The organism is bacterium, assembly GCA_026708055.1.
Lineage (GTDB): Bacteria > Actinomycetota > Acidimicrobiia > Acidimicrobiales > CATQHL01 > VXNF01.
The window spans coordinates 43519-56779 of record JAPOVS010000035.1 but is presented as its reverse complement, the minus strand read 5'-3'; the positions used below and the strand labels follow the sequence as shown (position 1 = coordinate 56779).

Sequence of the window (13261 nt, the reverse complement as noted above, 5' to 3'; positions counted from 1 at the left end):
ACGAGGTGCTGCATGATTCGTTCCCTTGGGCGGTGCGACGACGCTACCAGCACCAGTCGCCGTTCCTATGCTGCGCGGTCGTGCGCCGCCGGCCCGATCGCTTGTTCCTCCTCACTGGCGGAGTGCAGGGACTCGCCTGGTCGGCGGGGCTGCCGGCGGTCGTGTGGTGGGTCGTGGAGTTGCGACTCTCGCCGCTGCAGCTGGCGCTCCTGGGGACCGCGCTCGTGCTGACCATCCTGCTGGCAGAAGCGCCCACGGGCGTGCTGGCGGACCTGCACGGCCGCAAGCCTTCGGTGGTGGCCTCCTTCGCCGTGATGGGCGCGGCGATCGGGCTCATGGCTGCATCGCCGGCCTTCGGCGCTCTGATCGGTTGGCAGGCGGTCTGGGCCGTGGGTTGGACCATGCAGAGCGGCGCGGCGACGGCCTGGGTCACCGACGAGCTGCTCACGGGGTCGGGACGGCCGCCGGCGGGCGATGAGGCGGGCGGCGCATCCACTGACGGCGGCGGCGCGCCGTCGCCCGCCGAACCGCGCCACGACGGTCCCCGCGCAGCCCTGCTGGATCAGCTGATCGTGCGCCACGCCATGTGGCGGGCCGTCGGCGTCATGGTCGGCGTGGCGGTGATGGTGGGGGCGGGATCGTGGTCATTGCGCGGCGCGCTGGTCATCGCCGGCGCTCTGACGCTGGGATTCGCCGCCTATCTCGTCGGCGCCATGGCCGAGACCTCCTTCCGCCGAGACACCCCGGACCGCCGGATCGCACGGGGTGCGTGGCGAGAGGCCCGTGCCCTATGGAGTCACGGGGCCGCCCTCACGCTGCGGCGCCGGATGCTGCTGGGCGTCGTCTCCTCAGCGGTCATCGCTGGCTTCGCCGGCGAGGCCATCGAGCGGCTCGACACGTTGCGACTGGTGACGTTGGGCCTGCCCGATTACGACGGCGGCGAGGCCGTCGTGTTCTTCGGAGTCGTCTGGTTCATCATGGCGGGGCTGTCGATTCCCGTGATGGTCTGGCTGCGCCGCCGCCTCGCCACACCAGACACGCCCCGGGACGCCCGGCTCCTGGTCCGGCTCCTGGCAGTTGCCAGCGTCGGCGCGCTGGCCCTGGCGATCAGCCCGATCTTCGCCCTGGCGCTGGCCGGCTGGACGATCCTCGACGTGGCGGGCGAGACGACCTACCCGCTCGCCGAGGCCATGGCGAACCGCGAGGCCTCCTCGGGGGTGCGAGCCACGGTCATCTCGTTCTTGGGCCAGGCAGAAGCACTGGGCCAGGTTCTCGGAGGCGTGACGTTGGGCCTCGTGGCACAGTTCGTCTCGGTGCCGGTCGCGCTGGCGACCGCCGCCGGCCTGTTCGCGGTCGCCGCTGTCCCGGTGGCTGTCGCCCGTCGGGTGCCACCACCCGGCCTCGTCGGCGAACCCGCGGGGGGCGACAGCTCGTAGGATCGGCCCGGTGAGTTCGCAGATCACGCAGATCGACGAGGCTCTGCTGGCCTACATGGACGCTCACTCCAGTCCCCCCGATGCAGTGCAGCGGGACCTCATCGCCGTCACCGAGGCGCTCGGCGACGCGGGCCGCATGCAGATCGGCGCCGTGCAGGGATCGTTCATGATGATGCTGGTTCGCCTTCTGCAACCGCGCTTGGCGGTGGAGGTCGGCACGTTCACCGGCTATTCGGCGCTGGCGGTAGCCAAGGGCCTGCCGCCGGGCGGGCGGCTGCTGTGCTGCGACGTCTCGGTGGAGTGGACGGCCATCGCCCGGTCGTACTGGGAGCGCGCCGGCGTGGCCGACCGCATCGACCTGCGCATCGCCCCGGCGCTGGAGACGCTGCGAAGCCTGCCGCCCGGGCCCGAGGTGGGCTTCGCCTTCATCGACGCCGACAAGGCCAACTACATCAACTACTACGAGGAACTGCTACCTCGACTGTCGCCTCAGGGGATCATCCTGGTGGACAACGTGCTCTGGGGTGGCGGCGTGGCCAACCCGGACCAGGACGACGACACCACCGAGGCCCTGCGCGCCTTCAATGCCCATGCCGCGGCCGATCCCCGCTCGCAAGTGGCGATGCTGCCCGTTGGGGACGGCCTCACGGTCATCACGCCGGGTTGAGTCCCCCGCGGCATCGGCGGCGCATGATCCGCCTCGACTGGTCCCGGTTCGGGCCGCTCCGGCGACAGGCTCTGGATCTCGTCGATGAGTTCCGCCGGCACTGGCTGCGAGTGCGTCTGCCGGGGCTCTCCGCCGAGATCGCCTTCTACGCCCTGCTGGGGCTGTTTCCCGCGGTCCTCCTGTTCGCCGGGATGCTCGGCTCGCTCGACGCGGTCATCGGCGCGGCGGCCGCCGCCGACATCGAGGGCTGGCTGCTGGACCGGGTCAGCGAAACCTTCGGGGGGGACAGCACCCTGCGCGGCACGGTCACCGACCTCTTCACCCGGTCGAACGCCGGTGTCATCACGCTGGGCGCCGTCCTCACGCTGTATGCCTCCTCACGCGGGTTCATCGCCGTGGTGCGCGCTCTCGACGTCACCTACGGCCACGAACATCGTCGGCGCTGGCTGGCGACGCGTCTCGTCGGGTTCGGAATCACCATCGTGACCGTGATCGTCGCCGCCCTGGTCGCCGTCATGGTCGTGTTGGGGCCTCTGCTCGGCAGCGGAGAGGACGTGGCCGAGCGGCTCGGCCGCGGAGACGCGTTCGCCACGGCGTGGGTGTGGCTCCGCTGGCCCCTCGTGGCCGTCGCCGTCGTGCTGTGGGCCGCAACCCTCTACCACGTCGCACCGAGGCGGCGATCCTCCTGGCGCCACGAGTTGCCCGGCGCCGCGGTGGCCACCGCCTGGTGGCTGGTCGCCTCGACCGCCTTCCGCTTCTATCTCGACCTGGCCTCCAGCGGTATGAACACGGTGTTCGGCCTGCTGGGCGGCGTGCTGAGCCTGCTGTTCTGGCTGTACCTGCTGGCGATGGGGCTGCTCGTCGGCGCTGTTGTCAACAGCCTGCTCGCCGGTCGCCGCCAGGGCGTCACGCCCGGCGACGCACCGGCGTAGCGCCCGGTCCTAGCCGGCGAACACCGCCTCGGTGGTGAAGGACACGCCCCGCTGGAGGGTCTTGTGCACGGGGCAGCGCCGGGCGATGTCGACCAGCCTCTCTCGCTGCTCGTCGTCGAAGTCGCCCTCGATGAAGATCTGGCTGCGGACCCGGTCGATGTAGCCGGAGGCCTCGGCCTCGCAGTCCTCGCAGTCGCGGGCGTGGACCCGGTCGTGGGTGTAGCGAGCGGAGATGGAGTGGAGCTTCCAGCCCTTGCGCCGGCAGTACATCGACACGGTGATGCACGCGCAGGCCGCGACGGAGGAGAGCAGCAACTCGTAGGGGTTGGGACCGGTGTCACCGCCCCCGAGATCGGTGGGCTCGTCGGCACCCCAGACGTGTTCCCCGGCCCGCAGTTCCACGCGGAACTCGGCGCCGGGCTCGACCTTCAGGTCGGCGGTGATGGTGGTCATGGCCCGAGCCTACGGGCACCACCGGCGGCGCTCCCGGCGCGAATCCCCCCGACCGCTAGTGGTGCCGGTCCACCGTCATCTCGACGATGTCGACTCCGTGATACTTCTGATGGCGCACGGCGGCGGCGTAGTGCCGGAGCAGCCGGAACGACACCTCCCGCTCATCGGGAGCAGGAGGCAGTTCGCTCAGATAGGCGAGATGGTCTTCCAGATTCTGTCCCTCCAGGACGGTCACCAACTCCACGACCGCCGATGCACCCTCGATGCGAGCGGTCACGGCGAGGCGCCGCCGGGCGCCGTCGGAGCGCTCACCGTCCTCCTGCAGGAGGACGGCCAGGGCCTCTTCGCCTGCCGAGGTCAGCCTCTCGGTCGCCGTCTCACTCCACTGGGCTCTCGAGGCGAACCCACCGAGGAACTCTCGCACGCGCGGTAGGGCCGCGGCGTCCAACCGAACCCGCAGGCGCCGCCGACGCGAGCCGGTCAGGTCCATGAAGACGACCATCGCGACCGCCGAGATCGTTCCCGCGGTCATGCCGTTCCCGAGCAGTACCCCGACGAAACCGTCGCCCAGTACGTCGGGGAAGATCCACCGGTTCTGGAAGCCGACCCCCAGCCAGAACGACAGTCCGACGACAGTCGCCTTCCGATGATTGAGACCATCCTGAACGACGAGTCGCATGCCCTGCACGAAGAGCATCCCGATCAGGAGGAGCACGTATGCCGCCGCCACAGGTCCGGGGATGGCGATGAGCAGCGCGGAGAGCTTCGGGAAGAACGCCACTCCGATGAAGACGCCGCCGATGACGACCCCGACACGCCGCGCCGCGACTCCCGTGACCTCCGCAAGCGCCAGGCTGGAGGAATACGTGGTGTTCGGAAGCGTGCCCGCGATGCCCGAGAGCAGGTTGCCCACGCCGTCGGCGTTGAGAGCCCCCTGCACGACCCGGAAGTCGGTGGCCCGCGGGTCGCGCCTCGAGACCTGCTGGATCGCGATCCCGTCGCCGATGGTCTCGACCGCACCCACGATGGTGACGACCACGAACGGTAGAAGGAGAGCCCAGAAGTCGGCATCCAGAGACAGATCGAATCCCGGCCAGGAGGCCACCGGGAAACCGACCCAGGGCGCCGCCACCACGGCATCCGTGTCATAGATCCCGAACGGTGCGGCTGCCGCGCAGCCCACGGCGATACCGACGACCGGCGACCACAGCCGCACGGACGGGGAGCCACGAAGGACCAGGGCAGCGACCGTCACGATGGTGACGAGTGCCGCGACCGGAGCCGCAGCCCGCCCCGTGCCGTCGGGCACGTCTCCCATGGTGTCGAAGAGGACGGGAGCCACGGTGACCGCGATGAGCATGACGACCGTCCCGGAGACGACCGGCGTGAACACCCGGCGCAACATCGACAGGCGAGCGGCCAGCACGAATTGGACCAGCGACGAGACGACGACGAGCGAGGCCATCAGGGACGGACCGCCCGCTTCGAGCGCGGCGACGCAAACCGCGATGAACGCGCCGGAGGTCCCCATCGCCAGCACGTGTCCGGACCCGATCCGCCTGAGTCGCACCGCCTGCAGAACGGTCGCGACCCCACTGACCAGCAGCGCCGCCACGACTCCCCACGAAATGTACGAGTCCGGTTGCCCGGCGATCCGCGCCACGATGACGACGGTCAGGGCGACCGGCGCGATGATCGTCATCGCCGCCTGCAGCCCCACGCCGGCGGTCACGAGCGCCGGCGGACGATCCTCCGGCTCGTAGCGGACAGACCTGTCATCTCCCCCAGCGGCCACGGTCACCTCCCCGCTCAGTTTGTCGGTGTACCGCGTTTGGCGCGAAGCCGAAGAATCTCACGCACCCAATGCACCGGTCTCGCTGCCGGACCGGATCCCCGCGGGCGCGCCGGTGCCGAATTCGTTGCATCTGGGTCACCGCCCAGGCGGGCGCGCCCGCCCGAGCTACCCGGAGGGAGCAGGGGCGGACGTCACCTCGATCTCGCTGCTGCGGAACCAGACATCGGAGGGGAGGTCGGCGGGCAGGTAGCGGATGTCGAGTTCGTGCTCCTCGCCACCGGCGACGAAGCCCATCTCGACGCGGCCGTCGGCCAGGCGCCGGGCGCGGACCCGCCCGAGCGCCTCGTCGCCCGACTCGACGTCGCTGCTCTCCCGCCATTCGCCGACCGGGGCGTCCGCCCGCAGGTAGCGGACGTCCGGCAGGAGCGCGACTCCGGGGACGAGCTCGACGCCGTGTTCGACGCGACCGTCGGTGCCCAGGCGGGCGATGACGCGCAGCCGGTACGTCCGCGGTTCCGGATCCTCTTCGGGCTCCGCCGGGAGCAGCAGCTCGCGCAGCTCCTCGCTCTCGTCGAGTGCCAGCCGCTCCAGGAACCGGAAGTTCACCGCGTCGGCGGCCGCGGCGGCGCAGAGGATGCCGTCGACAGCGGGACCCCAGACCGGCAGCACCGCGCGCATCTCGGTGTCGAGCAGCACTAGTTCGTCGACGGCGGCCTGGGTGGCCGCGGCGAGGGCGACGGCGAGATCGGCCCCTCCGTCACCGCAGGAACCCAACTCGGCGATCATGGCGCGAACGCCCGGATCCTCCCAGCGCGTCTCGGCCTCGCGGGCCGCGGCGACGATCCTCCCCGCCGTCGCCGCCGGGGCCACCACCGCCTCGGTGTAGGCGAGTTCGGACTGGAAGGACAACGCCTCGTCGAGTCGCAGCGCCGCGCCCCCCTCCAGCCTCTCCAGCAGTGCGCTCCAGGACGATGCCAGCGAAGTGAAGCGGCCCGATGCCCTCGCGGCGACCGCGAGCACCAACTCCTCCGCTGCGAGCGGGTTGATCGCCTCGCCGGCGGCCACCGACTCGGCCGGCCCGGATGAGCCGATCAACGTCGCGTACGCCGCCCCGAACGTCTCGAGAAGGCTGCCGGAGGAAGGATCCGACGGCAGAGCCACGACCGGCGTCACCAATGTCTCGTCCACACCGGCCAGAGCGGCCAGAGCGGGTCGCTCGAAGACGCCGGCCAGCAGTTGCGTGCGCACGCCCGCCGTGTAGATCGCCTTGGCCTGAGTGCTCTCGTCGACCTCGGCCTCCGGATCGGCGACCGGCGTCACCGTTGTCGTGACCGCCCCCTCCTCGTCGGCTTCCGCGGACACGCGATAGGCCGTGCCGTCGACGGTCGCCTCGACAGGGTCGAAGGCCGGGCCGCTGAGCACCATCAGGTTGTGCCAGGAGCCGTGGAACCCGAGTTCGTTCTCGTCCTCGTCCTCGGTGAAGATGCCGACGAACAGCCAGGCCGAGCCGGCTGCCTCGAAGCTGATCTCGAGCGGCCTCATGGCGGGGTTCGCCTGGCTCGTGGCGCTCGCCACCGCATCATCGGAGTGGTAGGACGTCCGCGCGGGCCAGCGTCCCCCGGCTCCGGCGACCGGGCCATGGAAGTCGATGACGCGGCGCCCTCCCTCGACGCGCCCCACGGCGTAGACGAAGGTGAGGTTCCCGCCGCCGGGCAGATCGCCGCCTCCGGCGTTGCCCACCCGGTAGTTCACCATGACCGGGTCCCCCGCGACCACCTCGTCGGGGAGGTGGACCTTCTCGACCTTGAGTTGGAAGTCCTGCTGTTGTGCCAACTCGTCCACGAAGTGCACGGTGAGCGTGAAGTCGGCCCGCAGCGGCTGGAGGTCGCGGGCCAGGTACGTGGTGGCCTCGATGAAGTACACGCCGGCCGCCAGGTACTGCTCGATGCGCGAGTTGAGCGCACCTCCGCCGTCGTCGTTGGCACCGATCACGGCTCCCTCGAGCGACGCCAGCGAGAGCACGGGATCGCCGCTCTCGGAGGTCAGGTCGATCCGCACGCGCCCGTCGACCGGCAGAACGAACGAGTAGTTGTACGCGGGGTGGCTCGCCACGATCCGGGAGCCGCAGGTGTCCAGCGACCACGAACCCATGGCGGTCAGGTCGACGTCCGGCGCCAGCGTCCCGAGCTGCACGACGTCACAGCCGGCGACACGGCTGGCGCTGAGCGTGAAGTCCGCCGCGCCGCGGCCGCCGACCGTGGTGGCCTCCACCAGGTAGACGCCCGGCAGCAGGTCGCGCTCGACACGGGCGGCGAGGCCCGCGCCGCCGTCGTCATCGTCCGCGAGCCGAGTGCCGTCGGCCGCGAGCAGATAGAGGTACGGATCAGCCTCGGGCGAGGTCAGCTCGATGCGGATCCGGCCCGGGCTGCGCACCTCGAAGCTGTAGGTGTGGGCGTCGTTGCCGGGACGGAAGCGCGACTCGCAGTCCTCGGTGGTCCAGCGACCCTCCGCCCGCACAGCGCTGCCGGTCGGAGCGCCGAGCGTGCCCATGCTCGTGACCGGGCAGCCAGCCGGCTCCTGTTCCGAGGCCGTTTCCTCTCCGGAGGCGACACCGGTACCGGCGATCGCCAGGACGCTTCCGACCAGCGCGGCCGCCAGACCGGCGAACATCCACCGGCGCAGCCTCGACTCTCTCTCCATGACTCGCATACCTCCCTGGGAGACACCAGCGGGGACTCTATTGCGCGGCGTGTCCGATCCGTGGGTCGGGCGGTCCAGATGAACCCCGGATGATCTCAGGCGCGGATCATCCCCGTCGCAGCCTTGGGAGTGAAGCGCACGATGAGGCGACGCTCGTCGACCATGGCCCGGCGGTACTCCGCCCAATCCGGATGCGGTTTGCCCGTCACGCGCTCGTAGTACCTGACCAGCGCGTCACAGGTTGCGTCGTCGGGGCTGCTCGCCGCCTGTGACAACTCCACGGCACCGTCGAAGGACACGTACGACCAAGAGGCGGCGTCGGAGACGTGCAGAACGGCGCGAGGGTCGCGGCGCAGGTTGGCGGTCTTGGCCCGGCCCTCGGTGACCGAGATCACGAACGCGCCCCCGTCGAGGTCGTACACGATGTCCGACGATTGCGGCCGGCCGTCGGAGCGGATCGTGATGAGCACGCCCAGGCTCCGCGCCGCGGCCCAGGCGGTTGCTTCTGAGACTTCCATTGTCGACCTCCTACCGGCCGCGATTCTGACGCTTCTGGATGTTGGCCCACTCGTCGCGCAGGCCGACGGTGCGGTGGAACAGCATCTGGGTATCAGGGTCGCTGTCGCGGGCGAAATAGCCCAGCCGCTCGAACTGAACCACCTCGCCGGGCGGCGTCTCACGCAGCGCCGGCTCGATCTTGGCGGTGGTGATCATCTCCCGGGACGCCGGGTTGTACGACTCCAGCGGATCGCGGCCGTCGGCCCCCGGCACCGGATCGGTGAACAACCGGTCGTAGAGCGCCACACCGGCCTCGACCGCGTGATCCGCTGACACCCAGTGGATGGTGGCGCGCACCTTGCGCCCGTCGGGAGCCTGTCCCCCACCGGTTTCGGGGTCGTAACCGCAGCGCAGGCGCAGCACCTCACCATCGGCCCCGGTCTCCACGTCGTCGCAGCGCAGGAAGTAGCCCGCCCGCAGGCGCACCTCGCGGCCGGGGGCCAGGCGGTAGAACTTGCGGGGCGGGTCCACCATGAAGTCGTCCCGCTCGATCCACAGCCGCCCCGAGAACGGCACCTCCCTGGTGCCGTCGGCGGGATTCTCGGGGTTGTTGGGGGCCCGGCGGTACTCCACGTGCCCGCCAGGCCAGTTGTCGATCACCACCTCCAGGGGCCGCAGCACCGCCATGCGGCGCTGGGCGAAGCGGTTGTGGTGGGTTCGCACGAACGACTCCAGCAACTCGATCTCATGCGTGCCGTTGACGCGGGCCACGCCGATGTGCGCGCAGAAGGCCCGGATGGCCTCGGGCGGGTAGCCGCGCCGACGCAAGCCTCGCAGCGTGGGCAGGCGCGGGTCGTCCCAGCCGTCCACGAGGCCGCCGTCGATGAGCGCGCCGAGCGCCCGCTTGGACATGACGGTGTGGGTGAGGTTCAGCCGGGCGAACTCGGTCTGGCGAGGCCGGTCGCCCGGTAGCGGCAGCCGGTCCAGGTACCAGTCGTAGAGCTGCCGGTTCCCTTCGAACTCCAGGGTGCAGAGCGAGTGGGTGACGCCCTCGATGGCGTCGCTCTGGCCGTGCGCCCAGTCGTAGGTGGGATAGATGCACCAGGCGTCGCCGGCGCGGAAGTGGCGGGCGTGGCGGATCCGGTACATGACCGGGTCGCGCATCAGCATGTTGGGGTGCGTCATGTCGATGCGGGCCCGCAGCACCTTCTCGCCGTCGCCGAAGCGCCCCGCCCGCATGTCCCGCAGTAGCTGCAGGTTCTCCTCCGGGCTGCGGTCGCGCCACGGGCTGACCACTCCGGGAGTCGTGAAGTCGCCGCGGGTGGCCGAGATCGTCTCGGCGTCCTGGTCGTCCACGTAGGCCAACCCCTGGATCACCAGGTGCTCGGCCCACTCGTAGAGCTGCTCGAAGTACTCCGAGGTGTGCAGGGGGACCCCGGGGTCGAAGCCCAGCCAGGCAATGTCCTCGGCGATGCCGGCGGCGTAGGCGGCGTCCTCGCCGGCGGGATTGGTGTCGTCGAAACGCAGCTGGCAGACGCCGCCGCCCTCGCCGGCCACGCCGAAGTTCAGGCAGACCGACTTGGCGTGGCCGATGTGCAGGTAGCCGTTGGGTTCGGGCGGGAACCGGGTCTGCACCCGCCCCCCGAACGTACCCGCCTCGCCATCGGAGGCGACCTGCCTCCGGATGAAGTCCAGCGGCCGCCGGTGCTCCGGGGGCTCGCTGCGGCCGTCCTCGGACGCTCCAGAGGCGCCGGCGCCTCCGGCATCGGTGACCGGACGCGCCGGGTCCTCGGACGGTTCAGCCACGCATCTACATCTAGCAGCCCACACGCGACGCACCAACGGCTGAGCGCCCCGGTGAGCGCTCGGCGCACGCCGCGGGCCGGTTGGCGCTCCAGCGAGGCTGCCGGGGGCGGTGCTGTGGCAGCAGGCCCGCAGTGCGCGCCGCGGGCCGGTCGCCCCGCACCGGGCACCTCCGAATCGTCCCGCGACACGCCGCGCCATAGCATGGACCACGTGGGCGGCTTCACTCTCGGGAGGATCCTCGAACGTGCGGCCGACTTCGATGACCGCGTCGACACCCTCTTCGACAAGCTGCGCGGGCGCCCTTGGGCCGACCGGGTGTTCTACACGGCGTCGCAACTCGGCGACTACGGGTTGATCTGGCTACTGCTGGCGGCGTTGGCCGCCGTCGGCGGCTCGCGGCGCGCCGAGCGGAACATCTGGCGGGTTGCCGCCGTCCTGGGGCTCGACTCGATGTTCGTGAACGGTCTCCTGAAGTCGCTGGTCAGGCGCTCGCGTCCCCTCGTCGACGACGGTGAGCGGCCCCTCTACCTGCGCCGGCCCATCACGACCGCCTTCCCCAGCGGTCACGCCTCCAGCGCGGTGGTGGCCGCGATGCTGCTGGGCGAGTCGGGCGGGCGCCGCTGGCGGGGCCTGCTGTGGCTACTGGCAGCGACGGTGGCGCTCAGCCGCATCCATGTGCGCATCCACCACGCCTCCGACGTGGCCGGAGGTCTCCTCACCGGCACGGTGCTGGGGCACCTGGCCCGCCGCATCTGGCCGCTGGGCTGAGCGGCCGCCCGCCTTCGGCCGCACCGGCCTACCCCGGCCGACCGGCGGGCGGCTCTTCGAGATGGAGATCGGAGATGCCGTAGGAGGCCTGATCGAACGTCACGATGGATCCGGTCATCGGCGCCGACTCCCCGGTAGCGAGATAGCGGATGGCGCGGGCCACCTCGCCGGGGCGCATGAGACGACCCAGCGGCAGATCGGCGGCGTGCAATGCCTCCCAGCCGTCCCCGTCGCCGTGGACGTTCCGCCGCACCGAGTCCTCGCCCGGCGTCAGCGTCCAGCCCATCGCCAGCCCGTTGACCCGGATCCCGTCGCCGCGCAGCGCATGGGCGGCGTTGCGGGTGTGGATGCCCAGGGCCGCCTTGGTCATCGAGTAGACGCTGATCAACGGCGCCCCGCCGTGCATGGCCACGCTCAGCACGTCCACGACCGTCCCCGGTGCCCCGGCTGCTTGAAGCCGCCGGGCGAACCGACCGCTCAGCAGCACCGGCGAGCGCACGTTGACGGCGAAGAGCTCATCGAAGGTCGCCGCGTCGACGTCGAGGGCAGAGGCGCGGGTCGTCAGCCCGGCGGCGTTGACGAGCGTGTCCGCCAACAGTCCGCGGCCGTCGATCTCAGCGAAGATCGCGTCAGCGGCCCCTGCCTCGGACAGGTCGGCCAGCACCGCCTCGGCCGACGCTCCAAGGCCCCTGAGGCGACTGCAAACGTCCTCCGCCCGCCCGGCGTGCCGCCCCGTGATAACGAAACCGCCGACGCCCGCCTCGGCGAGAGCCAGCGCGGCGGCCTCCCCGATGCCGCTGGTCGCTCCGGTCACGAGCGCGCAACTCGGAATCCAGGTCATGGTCGCGACTCAGGCGTCCACCGGGTCCGGCACCAAGGGGGCGTCGCGGTAGTTGAGCTCGAGGCGGATGCCGTTGGGGTCGTGCAGGAAGATCTGCCGGAGCGGGATGTCGGGCCTGCTGTCGTTCACCTCGAACGGCAGCCCGCGCTCGGTCAGCCTCCGCTGCATGGCGTCGTAGTCGCCGGGCTCGTTCGCCGTCTCGAAGGCGACGTGGTTGATGGGGCCGGTGGGTCCGGCCATGTCGTCGTCGATCACGTTGATGTGCACGTACGGGCGGCCGCCGGCGTAGAGCCATGCCCCGGTCCCCCGCACGCCCGGCCGGTAGCCCCTGGCGAAGCCGAGCACATCGACGTAGAACTCGACCGTCTCGTCGAGCCGAGCCGTCTGGATGTTGTAGTGGTCGAGTGCGTTGACGGTCATATTGCTCCTCACCAGCCGGTTCGGCGAACCATACGGGAGCCCCCGAGAGCGGTCAATCCCGTGGCGAACGGCGTCGGCCGCTCACGGCGGCGTCAACTCCCCGGGCTCCGTTCAAGGACGCCGTCCGCCCACGCCCCGAACGCCTCGAGGTAGCCGATGGCCCGCTCCGTGAGCGGGTAGCGCGCCACCAGCGCGTCGAAGGCCGCTGAGTGATCCGACTCGAGCAGATGGGCCAACTCGTGGACGATGACGTAGTCGAGCACCCATGGCGGCACCTCGGTCAGCCGGTGCGAGATCAGGATCTCACCCTTCAATGTGCTGCAGGAACCCCAACGCTGGCGCTGCCGGGTGGACCAGCGGATGGCGCGGGGTTCGGGAAGGTCGTAGCGGGCAGCGAGGTCGCGCGCGCGGGCGCCCAGATCAACCTCCCAGCAACGGTGGCGCTCCTCGAATCGTCGACAGAAGTTGTTGACGACCTCGGCCTCGTCGAAGTCGGACATCCAGGCCGGTATCCGGATCTCGAGGACCCCGCCCGCCAGACGGGAGGACACGGTCTTGTGCCGGTTCGCGCTGCGGATGACATTGACGCGGAACGGCATGACGACCGGGGGCGGCTCGAACTCCTCCAACTCGTCGGTGCCATCCTCTCCCGGCAGCGGGCGGCACTCCTCGGCGAGTTCACCGATGGCGGTGTTCTGGGATCCGTTGGTCTGGCTCCGGACGGAGTTCGGCATCGTTCTCATTCGTTCCCCCTACTGGCGGATCGGGCGCGTCGCACGGGCGGGCGCTGTCGGGTCGAAGCGGTGGTGGGTCTCCGCCCCGATACCTGCTGAGCATCGCAGCAGGCGGCCGGAGACAACGGGGCCCGATCTGGCAAGGGCAGTCGCAATAGGGCAATCAGGCAGGGGGCTCGGATCGGCACGGCTCGGCACTGCCGATTCCGGA

The 13261-nt window shown here is 70.7% G+C and carries 12 protein-coding genes; 4 read left to right on the top strand and 8 right to left on the bottom strand.

Annotated elements, in window-relative coordinates:
- Positions 1-122 precede the first annotated feature (122 nt).
- Genes OXG55_06775 through OXG55_06765 form a run of 3 tightly spaced genes read left to right on the top strand, consistent with a single transcriptional unit; the run spans position 123 to position 3035 of the window.
- Positions 123-1436: a hypothetical protein gene (locus OXG55_06775; GenBank protein ID MCY4102948.1), complete on the top strand. Its 1314-nt coding sequence runs from the start codon at positions 123-125 to the stop codon at positions 1434-1436.
- 10 nt (positions 1437-1446) lie between these two features.
- Positions 1447-2103, top strand: coding sequence for a class I SAM-dependent methyltransferase (locus tag OXG55_06770; protein MCY4102947.1), 657 nt, complete (start codon positions 1447-1449; stop codon positions 2101-2103).
- A 23-nt stretch (positions 2104-2126) separates the two neighbouring features.
- The gene (locus tag OXG55_06765) at positions 2127-3035 is read left to right on the top strand and encodes a YihY/virulence factor BrkB family protein (GenBank protein ID MCY4102946.1); all 909 of its coding nucleotides are present in this window, start codon (positions 2127-2129) and stop codon (positions 3033-3035) included.
- Between the two features lie 9 nt (positions 3036-3044).
- On the opposite strand, the gene OXG55_06760 is transcribed toward OXG55_06765, so the two are convergent.
- From OXG55_06760 to OXG55_06740, 5 genes are all read right to left on the bottom strand, one after another.
- On the bottom strand, positions 3045-3488 hold the full coding sequence (locus OXG55_06760; GenBank protein MCY4102945.1) for an OsmC family protein: 444 nt from the start codon (positions 3486-3488) through the stop codon (positions 3045-3047).
- Positions 3489-3543: 55 nt separating this feature from the next.
- Positions 3544-5283: a hypothetical protein gene (locus OXG55_06755; protein ID MCY4102944.1), complete on the bottom strand. Its 1740-nt coding sequence runs from the start codon at positions 5281-5283 to the stop codon at positions 3544-3546.
- A 165-nt stretch (positions 5284-5448) separates the two neighbouring features.
- The gene (locus OXG55_06750) at positions 5449-7983 is read right to left on the bottom strand and encodes a PPC domain-containing protein (GenBank protein MCY4102943.1); all 2535 of its coding nucleotides are present in this window, start codon (positions 7981-7983) and stop codon (positions 5449-5451) included.
- 95 nt (positions 7984-8078) lie between these two features.
- Entirely contained in the window at positions 8079-8501 is a 423-nt protein-coding gene (locus OXG55_06745) for a PPOX class F420-dependent oxidoreductase (GenBank protein ID MCY4102942.1), read from the bottom strand.
- 10 nt (positions 8502-8511) lie between these two features.
- Complete coding sequence (locus tag OXG55_06740; GenBank protein ID MCY4102941.1) at positions 8512-10287, bottom strand: glutamine--tRNA ligase/YqeY domain fusion protein; 1776 nt, start codon at positions 10285-10287, stop codon at positions 8512-8514.
- A 210-nt stretch (positions 10288-10497) separates the two neighbouring features.
- On the opposite strand from OXG55_06740, the gene OXG55_06735 reads away from it, so the two are divergent.
- Positions 10498-11055: a phosphatase PAP2 family protein gene (locus OXG55_06735; GenBank protein ID MCY4102940.1), complete on the top strand. Its 558-nt coding sequence runs from the start codon at positions 10498-10500 to the stop codon at positions 11053-11055.
- A gap of 28 nt (positions 11056-11083) precedes the next feature.
- On the opposite strand, the gene OXG55_06730 is transcribed toward OXG55_06735, so the two are convergent.
- The 3 genes from OXG55_06730 to OXG55_06720 all read right to left on the bottom strand — a co-directional run bounded on the left by OXG55_06730 (position 11084) and on the right by OXG55_06720 (position 13059).
- Positions 11084-11896, bottom strand: coding sequence for an oxidoreductase (locus OXG55_06730; protein MCY4102939.1), 813 nt, complete (start codon positions 11894-11896; stop codon positions 11084-11086).
- Positions 11897-11905: 9 nt separating this feature from the next.
- Positions 11906-12316, bottom strand: coding sequence for a VOC family protein (locus OXG55_06725; GenBank protein MCY4102938.1), 411 nt, complete (start codon positions 12314-12316; stop codon positions 11906-11908).
- Positions 12317-12408: 92 nt separating this feature from the next.
- Entirely contained in the window at positions 12409-13059 is a 651-nt protein-coding gene (locus OXG55_06720) for a M48 family metallopeptidase (protein MCY4102937.1), read from the bottom strand.
- Between the last annotated feature and the right edge of the window lie 202 nt (positions 13060-13261).